Annotated in this window: 15 protein-coding genes; 9 read left to right on the top strand and 6 right to left on the bottom strand. The window is 35.3% G+C overall.

What is annotated here, in order from left to right:
• Positions 1 to 8: 8 nt before the first annotated feature.
• The 3 genes from thrS to I5M32_RS05940 form a co-directional block, all read right to left on the bottom strand.
• Positions 9 to 1,937, bottom strand: coding sequence for a threonine--tRNA ligase (thrS, locus tag I5M32_RS05950; protein ID WP_200585280.1), 1,929 nt, complete (start codon positions 1,935 to 1,937; stop codon positions 9 to 11).
• Between the two features lie 164 nt (positions 1,938 to 2,101).
• Positions 2,102 to 2,830 carry a tetratricopeptide repeat protein gene (locus I5M32_RS05945; RefSeq protein WP_200585279.1) on the bottom strand — a complete coding sequence of 243 codons (729 nt, stop codon included), beginning with the start codon at positions 2,828 to 2,830 and terminating at the stop codon, positions 2,102 to 2,104.
• Between the two features lie 3 nt (positions 2,831 to 2,833).
• A complete protein-coding gene (locus I5M32_RS05940; RefSeq protein ID WP_200585278.1) occupies positions 2,834 to 3,394 on the bottom strand; it encodes an RNA polymerase sigma factor in 561 nt (186 codons plus the stop codon).
• A gap of 389 nt (positions 3,395 to 3,783) precedes the next feature.
• On the opposite strand from I5M32_RS05940, the gene I5M32_RS05935 reads away from it, so the two are divergent.
• The 4 genes from I5M32_RS05935 to I5M32_RS05920 all read left to right on the top strand — a co-directional run bounded on the left by I5M32_RS05935 (position 3,784) and on the right by I5M32_RS05920 (position 10,341).
• Complete coding sequence (locus I5M32_RS05935; RefSeq protein WP_200585277.1) at positions 3,784 to 4,686, top strand: ABC transporter ATP-binding protein; 903 nt, start codon at positions 3,784 to 3,786, stop codon at positions 4,684 to 4,686.
• 7 nt (positions 4,687 to 4,693) lie between these two features.
• Entirely contained in the window at positions 4,694 to 6,013 is a 1,320-nt protein-coding gene (locus I5M32_RS05930; RefSeq protein ID WP_200585276.1) for an ABC transporter permease, read from the top strand.
• Between the two features lie 327 nt (positions 6,014 to 6,340).
• Positions 6,341 to 9,055 carry a carboxypeptidase-like regulatory domain-containing protein gene (locus tag I5M32_RS05925; protein WP_200585275.1) on the top strand — a complete coding sequence of 905 codons (2,715 nt, stop codon included), beginning with the start codon at positions 6,341 to 6,343 and terminating at the stop codon, positions 9,053 to 9,055.
• Between the two features lie 65 nt (positions 9,056 to 9,120).
• Positions 9,121 to 10,341: a DUF2254 domain-containing protein gene (locus I5M32_RS05920; protein WP_200585274.1), complete on the top strand. Its 1,221-nt coding sequence runs from the start codon at positions 9,121 to 9,123 to the stop codon at positions 10,339 to 10,341.
• A gap of 46 nt (positions 10,342 to 10,387) precedes the next feature.
• Here the strand turns inward: I5M32_RS05920 and I5M32_RS05915 are convergent, their stop codons facing one another.
• Positions 10,388 to 10,819 (bottom strand): hypothetical protein, encoded by a 432-nt coding sequence (locus tag I5M32_RS05915; protein WP_200585273.1) that lies wholly within the window; start codon positions 10,817 to 10,819, stop codon positions 10,388 to 10,390.
• 209 nt (positions 10,820 to 11,028) lie between these two features.
• Here I5M32_RS05915 and I5M32_RS05910 point away from each other — a divergent pair, with 209 nt between their 5' ends.
• Positions 11,029 to 12,642: a CTP synthase gene (locus tag I5M32_RS05910; protein WP_234461875.1), complete on the top strand. Its 1,614-nt coding sequence runs from the start codon at positions 11,029 to 11,031 to the stop codon at positions 12,640 to 12,642.
• A 31-nt stretch (positions 12,643 to 12,673) separates the two neighbouring features.
• Positions 12,674 to 14,464: a membrane protein insertase YidC gene (gene yidC, locus I5M32_RS05905; protein WP_200585272.1), complete on the top strand. Its 1,791-nt coding sequence runs from the start codon at positions 12,674 to 12,676 to the stop codon at positions 14,462 to 14,464.
• A gap of 103 nt (positions 14,465 to 14,567) precedes the next feature.
• On the opposite strand, the gene I5M32_RS05900 is transcribed toward yidC, so the two are convergent.
• Positions 14,568 to 15,170 carry an NUDIX hydrolase gene (locus I5M32_RS05900; protein WP_200585271.1) on the bottom strand — a complete coding sequence of 201 codons (603 nt, stop codon included), beginning with the start codon at positions 15,168 to 15,170 and terminating at the stop codon, positions 14,568 to 14,570.
• Here I5M32_RS05900 and pyrE point away from each other — a divergent pair.
• Genes pyrE through I5M32_RS05885 form a run of 3 tightly spaced genes read left to right on the top strand, consistent with a single transcriptional unit; the run spans position 15,169 to position 16,637 of the window.
• A complete protein-coding gene (gene pyrE, locus I5M32_RS05895) occupies positions 15,169 to 15,828 on the top strand; it encodes an orotate phosphoribosyltransferase (RefSeq protein ID WP_200585270.1) in 660 nt (219 codons plus the stop codon). The two genes, I5M32_RS05900 and pyrE, sit on opposite strands and share 2 nt — an antisense overlap.
• 2 nt (positions 15,829 to 15,830) lie before the next feature.
• Positions 15,831 to 16,226 carry an SRPBCC family protein gene (locus I5M32_RS05890; RefSeq protein ID WP_200585269.1) on the top strand — a complete coding sequence of 132 codons (396 nt, stop codon included), beginning with the start codon at positions 15,831 to 15,833 and terminating at the stop codon, positions 16,224 to 16,226.
• The gene (locus I5M32_RS05885; protein ID WP_200585268.1) at positions 16,227 to 16,637 is read left to right on the top strand and encodes a hypothetical protein; all 411 of its coding nucleotides are present in this window, start codon (positions 16,227 to 16,229) and stop codon (positions 16,635 to 16,637) included. It abuts the gene before it with no gap.
• Between the two features lie 238 nt (positions 16,638 to 16,875).
• Here I5M32_RS05885 and I5M32_RS05880 read toward each other — a convergent pair whose 3' ends face one another.
• Positions 16,876 to 17,454: a DUF6580 family putative transport protein gene (locus I5M32_RS05880; protein ID WP_200585267.1), complete on the bottom strand. Its 579-nt coding sequence runs from the start codon at positions 17,452 to 17,454 to the stop codon at positions 16,876 to 16,878.
• Positions 17,455 to 17,483: the final 29 nt, after the last annotated feature.

Raw genomic sequence — 17,483 nt, 5'->3', positions numbered from 1 at the left:
CCTCCCTTTTAGTTAATTAAAATTTCTTTTTGAAGATGATTGCTAAACTCCTCAATACTCAATACCCCTATATCACCTTCGCCATGCTTTCTTACAGAAACTGTACCATCTTGCATCTCTTTCTCTCCTATAATAAGCATAAAAGGAATTTTCTTGACTTCGGCATCTCTAATTTTCCGACCAATCTTCTCATCACGGAAGTCAATCAAGCCGCGAATATCGGAATTATTTAACGAATCCAAAACATTTTTACCATATTCTTCATATTTTTCTGATATAGGTAAAACTATAAATTGCTCTGGGGTAAGCCATAACGGGAAATTACCTGCACAATGTTCTATCAATACGGCTACAAAACGCTCTAGCGAACCAAATGGCGCTCTATGTATCATTACCGGGCGGTGTTTTTGATTATCGCTACCTGTATATTCTAGCTCAAAACGCTCTGGCAAATTATAATCTACCTGTATGGTTCCTAATTGCCATTTTCTACCTAAAGCATCGCGAACCATAAAATCTAGTTTTGGGCCATAAAAAGCAGCCTCACCTAACTCAACAACGGTTGGTAAACCTTTTTCTTCGGCGGCTTCAATTATAGATTTTTCTGCTAGTTCCCAATTTTCATCAGAACCAATATATTTAGTCTTATTTTGTGGATCACGCAAAGAAACCTGAGCTGTGTAATTCTCGAAACCTAGTGCCTTAAACACATAAAGCACTAAATCAATCACTTTTTTAAACTCTTCTTTTACTTGATCTGGTCTGCAGAATAAATGCGCATCGTCTTGGGTAAATCCCCTTACACGGGTTAAGCCATGCAATTCGCCACTTTGCTCATACCTGTAAACTGTACCAAATTCTGCCAAACGGATTGGCAAATCTTTGTAAGATCGCGGTTTAAATTTATAGATTTCACAATGGTGAGGGCAGTTCATGGGCTTTAAGAAAAACTCTTCTCCTTCTTGTGGTGTTTTAATCGGCTGAAAAGCATCTGCACCATATTTTTCATAATGGCCAGAAGTTACATATAAATTTTTATGCCCAATGTGTGGCGTGATTACTTGCTCATAGCCTGCTTTTTGCTGTGCTTTTTGTAAAAAACCAACCAATCTTTCTCGTAAAGCTGTGCCTTTGGGCAACCACATTGGTAAGCCCATCCCTACTTTCTCTGAAAAAGTAAAAAGCTCTAATTCTTTTCCTAACTTACGATGATCACGTTTCTTAGCTTCTTCAATCATGTGAAGATATTCTGTCAGTTCACTTTGCTTAGGGAATGTAACCCCGTAAATACGGGTTAGTTGCTTACGTGTTTCGTCTCCTCGCCAATAGGCACCGGCAACATTCATCAGTTTTACGGCTTTAATAAAACCTGTATTGGGGATGTGTGGGCCACGGCATAGATCGGTAAAGTTACCTTGGGTGTAGAAAGTTATCTTTCCATCCTCTAAATCTTTGATCAAATCCAGTTTGTATTCATCACCTTTTTCTTCAAAATACTTTATGGCATCTGCTTTTGAAACAGCTTCCTTTTTATATTCTGATTTGGTACGAGCTAATTCTAGTACTTTATCTTCTATCTTTTTAAAATCATCGGAAGAAAATTCCCTGTCGCCAAAATCAACATCGTAATAAAAGCCTGTTTCTATTGCTGGCCCAATACCAAATTTTGTTCCCGGGTATAAAGCCTCTAAGGCTTCTGCCAATAAATGCGCAGATGAATGCCAAAAGGTAGATTTCCCGTTGGTATCGTTCCAAGTGAGTAATTTTACAGAAGAATCTTCTTCTATTGGGAGGGAAGAATCAACTATTTTTCCGTTTACTTCGGCAGCTAAAACGTTACGGGCTAAACCTTCTGAGATAGAAAGCGCAATTTGGTGCGCATTGGTTCCTTTTTCATAATCCCTTATTGAACCATCAGGGAGGGTAATTTTAATCATCTACGATATGATTTATAAGTTGTTAAAAATTTATTAATTCACACCCATACAAATGGGTGTTTTTTGTGAGGTGCAAAAATAAGAGAAAATTACGATAATCATCAATTAATAGGTTTTTTGGGGTAAGTTTTTTGTTTAAAAAAGCCTTTTAACGACTTATTATATTACAAATTATCCAGTATGTCTTTAGCTTTTTGATGCTCATCGCTATCTTTTGGGATTTTATTTAACCAAACTTTTGCTTCTGCTTTATTATCTTGTTTAAGATAAGTTAAGGCCATGTAAAAGGCTGCATCGTATTTAAAAATAGATGCTCTTTTGTTTACTGTTGTAAAATTACTTTTTGCTTTTTCATATTCTTTTGTTTGGAATTGAGTAAGCCCTAAATAGAACTTTAGCATATCATCATCGGGGTTTTCTTTTACCAATGGCTGTAGTAATCCTTTTGCTTTATTAAAATCTTTAGCATTAAAAGCATCGGTTGCAGCCTGTAAATTATCTTGGTTTACCGCTCCCCTTTCTGCAAAAGAAACCATTTCAGTATCGGCATATTTATCATAAATATCATGGTTCCAAGGTGCCCAAATCAACAAACCAACTATTAAAATTGCCGCCGCATACCACAGCCTATTTATTTTGATGATTTTGGCCGTAGGTTTTTGTTCTGCTTTAAAATATTGTTGGTTTAAGCTGACTAAATTTTCTTTGAACGCTCGGTCGGTTTTGTTATTAGAAAATTCTGACCTTAAGGTTTTATCTACGTTTAAATAAAGTAATAGATCTTCTTTCAAATTGATGTTTGTGGCCAATTCTTGTTCAAAAACCTCCTTTTCGTTAGCTTGCATCTCCCCGTTAACGTAACGGATTATATTTTCTAAATTCTGGTTTTCCATGGTTTATCCTTGCTCCTTTCTGATCATTAAAATTAATGAGGCCATGCACTCCGATTTTTTCTTCCTCAAATAGCCATAAGTTACGCCCAGATCTTCGGCAATTTTTTCTTGATGTTGATCTGTAAGCGATAAGGAAATGATTTCTTGGCAACGTTCTGAAAGCTTTTGAAACATCTTTAGATATAATTCTGATTGTTCTTGTTGTGCTTCCAACTCTTCTGCCTGTAAAAATACATCCTCACTAATGTTTAATAAATCTTCCTCATTATTTGTTACCGGTATAATTGCTTTTTTCTTTAGTGCGTTTAACCATTTCCTTTTGCACATCAGTAAAAAAAAAGGCTCAAAAGGGCAACTTAACTTAAGGTCTTTATATTTGGCTTGGTTATAAAGGTCTATCAAACATTCTTGAAAAACATCTCCCGCATCATCTACAGAGCCATTATTGTTTAAAATATGACGCTTTATTTTATCTGAGAATTTAGCGTAGATTTCTTGAACAACCTTATGGTTATTACTTATTAAGCCTTCTAAAAAATATTGGTCTTTATGGATTTTCTGCAAAATTTGATGGTTATGCTTAAAACGAAGTTAATATAAATGTTTTTTATCGCGATGAATATTTGAATGCCTAAATTTTTTAAATTGTTGATTCTTAACGATAAGAATGCTAAAGTATAAATTCACACATAGGGCATCAACAGCAATATTATGTTAAAAAAGCTAATTTTTAGGTTTCTAAACGGTAAATAAACCATCATTTACAATTTTAAAAGCAGCAAAACATTTCTTTCTTAAATTTAGGGTTCAGAAAATATTTCGGCAATTAATTCCAATCTTTGTTACATGGGCAAGAAATATTTTATGTTTTAATTCCAAAATTATCTTAGAACCTGTTTATATTGTAATTATTTTACAGATTTTGTCTCTAATAGTTAAACAAAACAATTTTTATGTTAAAAGTTAGCCGTATAATTAAAGAATATGCCAAACATAGGGCTTTGGATAATGTAAGCCTAGAAGTAGAAAAAGGGACTATTTTTGGTTTGCTTGGGCCAAACGGTGCCGGTAAAACTTCCTTGATCAGGATCATCAATCAAATAACCGGGCCAGATGATGGCGAGATATTTTTTAACGGGGAAAAACTGAACCAAAGCCACATCAATAAAATTGGTTACTTACCAGAAGAACGCGGGCTTTACAAAAAAATGGAAATTGGCGAACAGATGCTCTATCTAGCTCAATTGAAAGGCTTAAGCCGATCAGAAGCCAGTAAAAGAATCAAATTCTGGTTCGAGAAGATGGCGATGCAGGATTGGTGGAAGAAAAAAGTGGAAGATCTTTCTAAAGGTATGCAGCAAAAAGTACAGTTTGTGGCTACGGTTTTACATGAGCCAGAGCTCATTATTTTAGACGAACCTTTCTCTGGTTTCGACCCTGTAAATGCAGAAATCATCAAAGACGAGATTTTAGAATTGAACAAAAAAGGTTCTACCATTATTTTTTCTACCCACAGGATGGAATCCGTAGAGCTGCTCTGCAACCACATCGCTTTGCTGCATAAATCTCACAAGATATTGGATGGGAGTGTGAAATCTATCAAAAACGCATACAGAAATAACACCTTTTTCTTAGAGACCAATAAAGCTTTTGATGACTCTAACCTTAAAACCTTTAATTTAATCTCGGCAGAAAAAACAGATGAAGGCGAAAAGTTAAAGATTAAATTGAATGAAGGTTTTAACACCAACGATGTACTTTTAGAGCTAATACCGGTTACTGGTATTACCTATTTGGAAGAGGTGATACCCACCATTAACGAGATATTTATTGAAAAAGTTAAACAGTTAAACTAAGCATATCATGAATAAAGTTTTCCTCATTATACAAAGAGAATATTTGAGCCGTGTAAAAAAGAAATCTTTCTTGATCATGACTTTTTTGGTGCCTTCGTTATTTATCGCGATGATATTTTTTGTTGGCTACTTAACAAAAAAGGGCGATGATAATGTAAAAGATTTTAAAGTTTTGGATAAATCAGGCATTTTTGAAAATCAGCTGAGCAATACATCTACCCTAAATTTTAGTTATTTAAAAGGCGGTTATGAACAAGCAAAAAAAGACATCAGAAAAAAAGACAATAGCTATTTGCTCTATATCCCCTCAGATTATTCTTCAACAGGCAATACCGAGATAGTTTCTGAGAAGAAACCGGGTTTTGCCGTTGTTGACGATATAGAAAACCAAATGGAAACCATTTTAAGAAATAAGAAACTGATTGCCGCAGGGATTGATACCTCGGTGTTAAACAGTTCTAAACAAAAAATTTCTATCAGTGCCAAACAATTAACAGCCGATGGAGAAAAAGATGCCAGCATTGGCGCAACGTTTATTGTTGGTTTTATCAGCGCATTTTTGATCTATCTTTCTTTATTCATTTATGGCGCACAGGTAATGCGTGGCGTAATAGAAGAAAAAACAAATAGGATCATTGAGGTAATCGTTTCTTCCGTTAAACCTTTTCAATTGATGCTAGGCAAAATTTTAGGGATTGGTGCCGTTGGCCTTACCCAATTTTTGCTTTGGATCATCTTGAGTACGGGGCTTTCTACCTTCGCATCTGGTTATTTCTCTAAAAGCGATGATGGCAAAGCTAAAATAGAACAAACTAGCCATAGTTCGCAAAATCAAGAAGTGGTAAAGGCCGCTTCATCAAATAACAAGGTCCAAGATTTTTTACAAGCCGCAGGTACCATCAATTTTACTTACATTCTCTCTACATTTTTCTTTTATTTTTTAGGAGGTTACCTTTTGTATAGTGCATTATTTGCCGCTGTTGGTTCCGCTGTTGATAATGAGACAGAAACCCAACAATTTATGTTGCCCATTACGCTTCCGCTGATATTTACATTTATCCTAGGGATGAACGTAATCGTAAATAGCCCCGATAGCCAATTGTCATTTTGGTTATCTATGATCCCGTTTACCTCTCCAATTGCCATGATGATTCGCATTCCGTTTGGTGTACCGGGATGGCAAATTGCTTTATCAATGGTTTTACTAGTGATCGGTTTTGTTTTTACAACTTGGGTAGCATCTAGAATTTACAGAGTTGGCATTTTAATGTACGGTAAAAAAGTAACCTATAAAGAGTTAGCTAAATGGTTCAATTATAAAGAATAGTTGGCTAAATAACTCAACCTTTAACATTAAGGCATTAGAGAAAGAAAAAACACGATTTTTGACACATTTTATGATGTGTTTTACTTTTTGGAACCCAAGATCAAGATTTTTAATACCCATCAATCAACTAAACGGCTGGTATTGACCAACATCCCTTTATAGATGGATATAACCTTTAAATCAAACTTATCTATAAACCTTTGGAAAGATGCTCGTTAATCCACAAATGCGATAATCTGTTTTAAATGTTAAAAAAGTATAAATCGTTTTTTAAAAATCGTTTTTTTTAATTTTAAAACTAAATTTAAGATCTTACAATACAAACTGATGAACAACTTTAAAGTCTTCTTTTTTATATTAATACCAACAATTATCCTCTCTTTTAGTGGGTTTAGCCAAACTAAAAATATTACTTTAAAAGAGTTGGCCGATAAAAAGGCGAAGCAATCTTATGATTTCCCATCAGAAAAAACTTATTTAAGTTTTGATAAACCTTATTATGCCGTTGGCGATACGATATGGTTTAAGGCTTATGTTACCTTAGAAAACCATTTGCCATCTCCCATCAGTAAAATATTGTACGTAGATCTAATAAACCAAAAAGATTCTGTTGTAGAAAGCCTGAAAATCCCCATAAAAAATAGCGTTGGCAAAGGCAGCTTCCTATTGCCTTATCCTAATTTTAAAGAAGGAAACTATCATTTAAGGGCCTACACAAAATGGATGCTTAACTTTGGGGAAGCCTATTTTTTTAAAAAAAATATTGTGATTGGCAATGCACTTAGTAAAACTTTGATCACACAGATTAATTTTGATGGTAGCATAAACGATAAATCTCAAAACGTTAAGACCAAAATAATATTTAAAGACGAGTACGGTAAAGTTTTGGCAGATAAGAAAGTAAATTGGGAAGTAACTGCCGATTATGAACGTGTGGCTAGAGGACGTGAAACCACCAATGCCAAGGGAGAGGTTTTTTTCAATTTTAATACCGATAATAAAGTTGCGCTAAATACCGGCACCCTAACAACTTCTTTAGATGCAGGCGATAATAGAACCTTAATGGCAACTTTCCCGCTAAAAACCGCAATTTTAGAGTACGACTTACAGTTTTTCCCAGAAGGTGGGGATCTAATAGACGGCATAACCACCAAAGTAGCTTTTAAAGCACAAAGATCTGATGGCTTAGGGGCAAACTTTACCGGTAAAATTGTTGATGATCAAGGCATTGAAATAGCCACTATAAGCCCAAGCCACGTTGGTATAGGAAATTTTGAAATGACCCCTAAAAAGGATAGAAAGTATTTTGCAAATGTTAAATTCCCTAACGGAAAACAAAAAACCCTGCCCCTGCCAAACGTTAAAAGCAACGGCATTACCCTTTCAACAGAAATAAAAAAAGATAGCCTTAACATACATATAAAAGCTAACGATGCTTATTTAGAGAACAATAAAAATCAGTTATTTTATATTGCGGCCCAAAACAGCAAAACTTTGTTTTATGCGGCACAAAGCATTGTAAGAGTAAAAGATTTTAATATTAACATCCCGGTTGATAAACTCCCTACGGGCATTTTACAAATATCCTTATTAAACCAAGCCTTTGAACCTTTGAGCGAAAGATTAACTTTTATCCAAAGAAAAGACGATATGAAGATAACCCTTAGGCCAGATTTACCTGCATATAAAAGTCGGTCTAAAATTAAAATGAGCATCCAAACTTCCGGAGGTTTGGATATGACAGCTGGAAATTATGCAGTTTCTGTTATTAACGAGGCAAAAGTACCTTATGACGATGATAAGGCCACAACCATTCTGAGTTATTTCTTGCTAAATTCTGATTTAGCCGGTTACATAGAAAAACCCAACTATTACTTTAAAAATGTTGGCCCTAAAAAAATAACAGACCTAGATAACCTGATGCTTACCCAAGGCTATGTAAAGTTTGTTTATAAAGACGTAGCAGCAGATAAATCTCCAAATATTGTTGCATTTCCAGAAAACAGCCTAACCATTAGTGGCACAATTAGAAAAAACGATGGGCTTCCCTTACAAAACGGGAGAATATTGTTTCAAATACCAGATAAGTACTTTAACACCACCGGTACCACAGATAAAGAAGGCCATTTTAAATTTGAAAACCTCATATTTAAAGATTCTTCAGAAGTGGTAATCAATGCCAGAAACAACCTCGATTCAAAAAATTTAAGGATAAACGTAGATGGGGAAGCCTTCCCCTCAATTTATAAAAACATCAATTCTGCAGATGATGTTCTAAATATCGATAGCGCATTGGAAACTTATCTAAAAAGCAGCAAAATTGAGCATCAGAGCGCATTTTTGTTAAGAGAAGTTGTAGTTAAAGCTGCCGCCACCAAAAAAATCGACCATTCCAACTATCCTGCTTTAACAGGTTTAAGCCCAATAGCCGATAGGCAATTAGACGGGGCGCAATTTCAAGGTTGTAACCTTTTGGTTAATTGCTTAAGCGCAGCCGGCCTTACTTACCAAGATCAACAACTCTATCTTTCAAAAACATACAACCAAGGTTTAAAGGTACCGATAGAAATTTATGTAAACGGCTTACAGGTAGATGTTAATTATCTTGCTAGTTTAGATCCAAAGGCCATTGATAATATAGAGGTTTTTAATAACGACGGCCTCACTGGCATCAATAAATTAAATGGAACCAGCGGCGTAGTTTCTATAAATATGAAAGAATTGAAGAAAACGCCGGTTACAAAAGAACAATTAAAAGACCTTTTTGGGCCTACTAACGTGTTAACCTATAAGCCCAGGGGATATTCTGCAGATAGAGAATTTTATACCCCTAAATTTGCCGGCCCAAGAACTAGCTTGCAAGCACAAGATAACCGCACCACTATTTATTGGAATCCTTACGTTATCACAGATAAAGATGGAAAAGGAAGTTTTGAGTTTTACAACAGTGATGATAAAGGCCCCTACAAGATTACCATTGAAGGGATCGATGCCAACGGGAACATAGGCAGGGCTGTTTATACTTATGAATTAAGACAATAGGTTTAAATTAACAACCATAACTTGTTTGGATAAATTATTGCTTATCATTTATTTCATTAAAAGATATGTTAAGTAAATTAAAATTTTGGTTTTTAAACCGATACCATAATATCCTAAATAGTATTTCTTTTTATCCCGCCCTTATTGGTCTGTTATTCTTGATATTAGCCATCGGGATGATGGCTTTTGACTTTTCATCTCAAGGGAAACATTTTAAATCTGTTATAGATTGGCTTAACATTAAGGATGCAACAACCGCTAGAAGCATAATTTCTTCTATTGCCGCAGGTATTATTTCTTTAGCTGTTTTCAGTTTTTCTATGGTGATGATCGTTTTAAACCAAGCAGCATCACAAATGAGCAACAGGGTTTTGGATAAGCTTATCGGTAATAGGTTTCAACAGATTGTTTTGGGCATATACATTGGTACCATTGTTTATGCTTTTTTTTTATTGAGCACCATTAGGGATATTAATTCTGGGCTATATATCCCTTCTTTAAGCATTTATTTGCTCATCATCATCACCATTTCCGATATTTTCTTGTTCATATATTTTCTGCATTACATTACCCAGAGCGTAAAATACAACGTAATTATCAAGAAGATTTACGATAATACCTTAGAGATAATGGAAGATGCCTGCCCTTTAGAAGAAACCACAGCGGTTACGATCAATTTAGACCAAAAATTCAAAATAAAGGCGTTAGTTTCTGGCATTTATGAAGGTTATGATAAAAATAGCCTTTTGCATTTATGCGATAAACATAACTGCATGGTTGATATTGTGGCAGTACCTGGCACCCCATTGTTAAAAAACATGGTTATCGCAAATGTTGATGTTGATTTAGCCCAAGACGTAAAAGTAAAAATAGCCGAGTGCCTGTTTCTCCATAAATCAGAATCTATTGAAGAAAATTATTTTTACGGCTTTAGGCAGCTTACAGAAATTGCCTTAAAAGCCTTAAGCCCCGGAATTAACGATCCTGGTACGGCAATTATAAGTTTACGTTCGCTATTTGAATTATATGCTTACCGTATCGCACATTTTTCTAAAACCATCATTACCAATAAAGATGGTAAAGCAAGGATAATCTCAGAAGAATTAAGCTTTGACCATATCTTTTTGGAAACCATCATCCCAATATGGGATTATGGCAAAAACGATAGGATGGTACAAAAAGAATTATTGCTGTTGCTCCCCCAATTATCCTCGATTGCAGAAAATGAAAACATAAAAAAACTTTTAAGGCTTGTGAAAGAAAAATCGGCAGAAAACATATTTTAAAACACACAACCCATGCTTGCCATTTAGCTATCCATACTTTGTTTTCTTAATTATTAAAAACAAAATCTATCTCAACATCTTTTAAACCTTGGTTGTCTATCTCTGCTATTTCCTCTAAAAACAGGTCCCAATCCCCATCGGTAAACAGGTTGCCTTCGTATTCTTTAATATCATCATGGTAATGGAAAAACCACTCGTTTAACTCATCCAAACCATCTAGGGTATAAGAACGCACACTAAAGCCATCTTCGTTAAATTGCGCTGTCCAAACGCTTTTCAAGCCTTCCATCTGGGTAGCGATAGACATTTCTATCTCAAAATTGGCATCAAATTCTGGTAAACTTTCAAAAAAACCCTTAACCATAACCGCTTTAGACAGATCTTTTGGTTTTGTGGCCTCTTTATCTTCTAATAACTGATAAAACTCTAAAAAATAATTTTGATACCTTAATAACAGACTTTTATAGATTTCACTCATGCTGCAAAACTAAAACATTTTAATCAATCCGATCATCTGAAAACACCGCTTGAAGTCTGTTCTATGTAACATTTCCTTTTCCACAGCAATCTATTTTCTCAACAAGTAATATAGAGTTAAATAAAAACCCTACTTTTGAACCCCGTACAAATAGCTTTAAAAAGTAGATTTTAAGCATCTTCTTTAAGCATTTAATAGTTAAATCCATCATGACCAAGTATATTTTTGTTACGGGAGGCGTTACATCGTCTTTAGGGAAGGGTATTATTTCCGCATCATTAGCCAAACTCTTACAAGCCAGGGGTTACACCGTAACCATCCAAAAATTTGACCCTTATATCAATATCGATCCGGGAACACTCAATCCTTATGAGCATGGCGAATGTTATGTAACAGAAGACGGCGCCGAAACAGATTTGGATCTAGGCCATTATGAGCGCTTTTTAAACGTACCAACATCGCAAGCAAACAACATTACCACCGGAAGGATTTACCAAAACGTAATCAATAAAGAAAGAGAAGGTGCTTATTTAGGTAAAACGGTACAAGTTGTGCCACATATTACAGATGAAATTAAGCGCAACATGAGCCTTTTGGGCCAAAACGGACAGTATGATATTGTTATTACAGAGCTTGGTGGTACCGTTGGCGATATAGAGTCTCTTCCTTTTGTAGAAGCTGTTCGCCAGTTTAAATGGGAAGTAGGTTCTAACAATGCCATTGTTATACATTTAACATTAGTGCCTTTTTTAGCGGCGGCCGGAGAGTTAAAAACAAAACCCACGCAGCACTCGGTAAAAATGTTGTTAGAATACGGCATACAACCAGATATTCTGGTTTGCAGAACAGAGCATCATATATCACAAGAATTAAGAAAAAAGATCGCCTTGTTTTGTAACGTTAACCTTAACGCAGTTGTAGAATCTGTTGATGCAAAAACGATTTACGATGTTCCGTTATTGATGTTGAAAGAACAATTGGATAGAACCGTATTATCAAAATTAAAATTGCCCTTAAAAAACGAACCGAACTTAGATCATTGGAAAGATTTCTTGGGCAGGCTAAAAAACCCGACATCAGAAACCAAGATAGGTTTGGTTGGTAAATATGTAGAGCTGCCAGATGCCTACAAATCAATAACCGAGGCATTTATACATGCCGGCGCACAAAACGAGTGCAAGGTAAGGGTAGAGTGCATACATTCTGAGGGTATTACGCCAGAAAACGTCCAAACTAAATTAGGCCATTTAGATGGCGTTTTAGTTGCCCCAGGTTTCGGCAACAGAGGAATCGAAGGTAAGATCATTGCTATTCAATTCATTAGGGAAAACAAGATTCCTTTTTTTGGGATCTGTTTAGGGATGCAGTGTGCCGTGATAGAATATGGTAGAAACGTATTGGGAATTAAAAATGCACACAGTACAGAAATGGACCAAGAAGAGAAAGGAGCCGTGATCTCTATGATGGAAGATCAGAAAAAAATTACCCTAAAAGGCGGCACAATGAGATTAGGTTCTTATGTTTGCGAGCTTAAAAAAGGTACAAAGGCCGCTAATATCTATGGTAAATCAAAAATTTCTGAACGCCACAGACACCGTTATGAGTTTAACAACAAATTTTTAAAACAATATGAAGATGGCGGCATGATAGCTTCGGGCATTAATCCGGATAATAATTTGGTAGAAATAGTAGAGTTAAAAAACCATCCGTTTTTTGTTGCTGCACAATTCCACCCAGAATTAAAATCAACAGTAGCCAATCCTCACCCACTTTTTGTTAAATTTGTCGCCGCTTGCTTAGAAAACACAAAAAAGAAAAATTAATTTTTGATAAAGGAGATTAGAAAATCACGAAATGGATAGAAATACGTTTACAGGTTTATTCCTGATATTAGTTATATTAGTTGGATCAACCTTTCTTTTAAAGCCATCATCAGAGGAAGTAAAAAAAGAACAATTGCTACAAGACTCTTTAGCTAGGGCAAAAAACATCGGCGTAACAAATAAAGATACCTTAACAACGCAAACAAAGGCTGAAATTACCGGCACAAAAAACAATTTAGATACGGCGGCACAAAACATTGCATCTACCAAAGAAGAATTCACGGTTTTAGAAAATAAAAACCTAAAAATCAGTATCTCTAACAAAGGCGGTAAAATTGCAAGTGTACAGGTAAAAGGAGAAACCACCTACCAAGGTAAGCCGGTTATCTTGTTTAACCCAGATGAAACAAATTTTGGGTTTGAATATAAAGGCGTAAATGCAGTTGCAAATACAACCAATAATTATTTTAAAAAGGTAGAAGCTAGCAACGGCAAGGTAGTTATGAAACTGCTTAACCCAGATAGCTCCTCTGTAGAATATACCTACACCTTAGCACCAGAAGCTTATCAGGTTGGGTTTAAGGCAGATGTTAAGGGTTTCCAGAATATCATTACCAACAATACTTTGGTCTTAGATTGGAACACAAAGCTGTTACAACAAGAAAAAGACATCAAAAATGAGAGGATGGGTTCTACAACCTACTTCCAAAATGCAGATGGAACGGTTGATTATTTGAGCGAGCATAAAGATGAGGATAAATTTTTAGATAAAGGTAAAACCAATTGGGTATCATTTAAAGAACACTTTTTTTCTGCTGCTTTGTTCCCAAAAGACGGTTTTAGCAAAGCCGAAGTTAAGATAGCTACTTTGCCAGACAGTTCTGCGGTAAAAGCTTACGGCGCAAAATTGAGCTTGCCATATAAAAACCAAGAGATCAACAGTTATGACATGAGCTTTTATTTTGGATCTAACAAGTTTAGCCAATTAAAAGATCAAGGCCATGATCTAGAGAAAATGGTTAAAATGGGTTGGGGGCCTTTGAAATGGATCAACAGGTTTTTGGTATTGCCCATCTTCAATTTCTTTGAAAGCTTAAGCCTAGGCTACGGATTGATCATTTTATTGTTAACGATAATCTTAAAATCGGTTTTATTCCCTTTTACCTACAAATCTTATTTATCCATGGCAAAAATGAGGGTTCTAAAACCCGAAATGGATGAGATAAAGAAAAAAGTTGGCGAGGGCAACCAAGCTTTGGTACAACAAGAATATCTGAAGCTATATAAACAAGCCGGGGTAAACCCTTTGGGCGGATGTTTGCCCATGGTTTTCCAAATGCCGTTTATACTCGCTTTCTTTTACTTTTTCCCAAATTTATTTGAGTTAAGGCATGAAAGTTTTTTATGGATGCATGATCTATCAACCTATGATGATTTCTTTAAACTTGGCGTTAATTTGCCCATTTTAGGAAACCATATTAGTTTAATGTGTATCTTAATGACTATTTCTACCTTGGTTTACACCTATTTTAATAATCAGGTTTCTGGTGCCCAGGGCCAGATGAAATACATAGGCTACATTACTCCGCTTATCTTCTTTGGTGTTTTAAATAGCTACCCGGCAGGTTTAAATTATTATTATTTCTGTGCCAACATCCTTACTTTTTCGCAACAATATTTTATCAGGAGGTTTGTAGATGATGATAAGATACACGCACAAATACAAGAAAACAAGAAAAAGCCAGAGACCAAAAAGAAACAGAGCGGCTGGCAGAAAAAGATGGAAGATATGATGCGCCAACAACAACAGAACAAAAAATAGAAATATAAACACCTTCTAACCAAAAAATCCCCATCGAATATCAACGATGGGGATTTTTTGGTTAAAGCCAATTTATAAACGTGAAATTATTTTTGATCAAAGCCTAATCCTCATCGATCACATCCATAATATTGGCGTAAGTATTTGCTCTTATAATTCCCCAATCCTCTTTTTTAAACCATTTTACTTCGGTAATGCCTTCTTCCAATTGTGGGACCAGTTTTTGTTTAGATTTGGCTTCCATCGCATACCAATGCGATACTTTTAAAACCGGTTTCCCTTTAATCTCATATACATGGTAAGTCTTTAAAAGCTTATCGCCCAATTTCCTAATCTTTAGACCACACTCCTCTTCTACCTCCCTTACGGCAGCATCTTTCTTTTTTTCGTTAGGTTCCAATTTGCCCTTCGGTAAATCCCACCTCCCATTTCTTTTGATAAAAAGGTATTTATCCTCATCGCTATGTACCAAGCCACCGGCCGCCTCAATAACTCTTAGTTTACTTTTTAAAGTTTTAAAAGTATTTTTAGCATCCTCGCAAATTAGGTAGTATTTGGCATTGGGATTATTGCCCAAAGCTTTATAAAATGTTAAAAAATCAAAGTGTTGATCATCAATAAGTTGATGGCCAAAAGCCCCATTGGGCTTGTTAGAAGTTATAATTAAACATTTTTGGTTGATATAAATATTGTATTTTTGCGCCATGTACAATAATAGTGAGATTGAACAGAAAATTGCTGAATTTTTGTTGCAAATAAAAGCAATTAAATTGCAACCTGCTAATCCTTTTACTTGGGCTTCTGGGTGGAAGTCTCCAATTTACTGCGATAATCGTGTTACGCTTTCGCATCCAACCATCAGAACATATATTCGCCAGAAGCTTTCAGAGCTTATTCAAGAAGAATTTGGTTCTGCAAGTGTGATAGCCGGCGTGGCAACCGCGGGTATCCCACAAGGTGCCTTAGTTGCTCAAGAACTAGGTTTACCATTTATATATGTTCGTTCTAAAGCTAAAGAACACGGTACACAAAGCTTAATTGAAGGAGAAATTAACCCAGGGCAGCGTGTAGTTGTGATAGAAGATTTAATATCCACCGGGAAAAGCAGTTTACAGGCCGTTAAAGCCTTACGCGATGCTGGCTATGAAGTAGCTGGTTTGGTAGCCATTTTTTCTTATGGGTTTGATATCGCCACAGAAAACTTTGCAGAAGCAAAATGTAGGTTTGTTACCTTATCTAATTACGCCGCATTGATAGATTATGCTGCAGAACATAATTTTGTACAAAAATCTGACGTTGATCTATTGAACGATTGGAGAAGAAGCCCAAGTGATTGGGGAAATCAAATAGAACAAAACCATTAAGAATGACCGTTTTTGAAAGTAAAGTTACCCTAAACCAACCTATAGAGAAGGTTTATGCTTTTTTAGGCGATTTGAACAACCATCAGCAATTGATGCCCGAAAATATTTATAATTGGAGCAGCACTGCCGATGAAGCAAGATTTACCATACAGAATATGGCCAAACTAGCTTTAAAAATTTCTTCTAAAACACCCAACGAGCAAATAACCATTTTACCATCCGAAGAAGCTCCTTTTCAAATTGAAATGAAATGGACCCTTTTGCAAAGCGACCATCAAACTTTGGCCACGCTCTTGGTTTCTGCAGAGTTAAACATGATGATGAAAATGTTGGCTAGCGGGCCGCTTCAAAAATTAGTAGATCACCAAACAGAAGCACTTTCTAAAGCTGTTATGTAAATGAAATGGGGATTAAAATTGTTTGGCATTTTAGATGCGATTACTTTTTTAATCTTTATCTGCCCTAAGTTCAATTACCTAATAAGCACCTTTAAATTTCCTTTTGCTACCGCAATAAAGGTAGCAGCTTTATGGGAAAACCTTATTTTACTATTATTTTTAATTACCGCATGCTTTCTGTTTCTTAAGCCTAAAACAGGTTTGATCTTTTCGTTTATCTTAATTCCTTTTAAGATAGCATTCAGCTATTATAGTTTTGATTTCTTGAGCTATTTAGCCTATTACATGGGGTTTCAACCACCCGTAAATAACCATACATTCCAATACAATTGGTATTATTTCTTGTTGATCACAGAAGCGCTTAGATATTTGTATTCTTTGTATGCTTACTATAAATTATCGATCAATTAGATTAAAATTTATATTCTTTATTGGATAAATTGTGTTAGCGATTAACGCTATAATTTTAATCTCCAATTTTTTTTTCAAAAGCTTATTCAATAAAAAAGGACTGTCTCAAATTATCAACTTTGTCGGGCAGGAGCGGATTCGAAGTCATTTTAGATTGTGTTATAACACATTTCGACTCTACTCAATATCACAATTGAGATTTTTGAGACAGCCTCTCAAATTATTTTGAAATTAAAATTTAATAAGCCAATTCTTTATTTGTTTTTAAAATGCCAAATTTAGATTTTGCCAATTCAAAAGCCCCATATAGTAAAGCACCAAAAACCAAGTTACCTAACAATAAATTTCTTTCGAAAGGGATAGCAGCAACTAAAGATTGGTAATAACCAGTAATGTCTTTATTGTATAGGGTACCAGCTAACCAAGGTTCAATATCGGTAACGATCCAATGAACAAAAACCCCGGCAATTGAAGCCAAAAATACCGAACCTACGTTTACTTTCTTAATCAGTGAACCAATAAATACCATAATGGCGAAACTTAAATAAATCCATTGGAAACCTCCGTAAAACAAATTCCAGGTACCTGTGTAAGCATGGTTGATAAAAATATCACTGATAAACAAAAGCATTAAGGGTGCTAAATATGCCTTCCACCTATTTTGAAAATAGGTACCTGCAAATAACGCAATGGCACCAACTGGCGTAAAATTAAACCAAGCTACATTTCCTGTTAAGGGGATAAATCTGGTAGCGGTAGCCGCAAGGATGATGAAAAAAATAACCCAACTTCTAACGTTTAAATTTTTTAAGGACATAATTTTTTATTGATGCGTAAAAATAGCAA

Origin of the sequence: Pedobacter segetis (assembly GCF_016623585.1) — a bacterium.
GTDB classification, from domain to species: Bacteria; Bacteroidota; Bacteroidia; order Sphingobacteriales; family Sphingobacteriaceae; genus Pseudopedobacter; species Pseudopedobacter segetis.
Note: the sequence above shows the minus strand (reverse complement) of the source record. Positions and strands in the feature narration are given on the sequence as shown.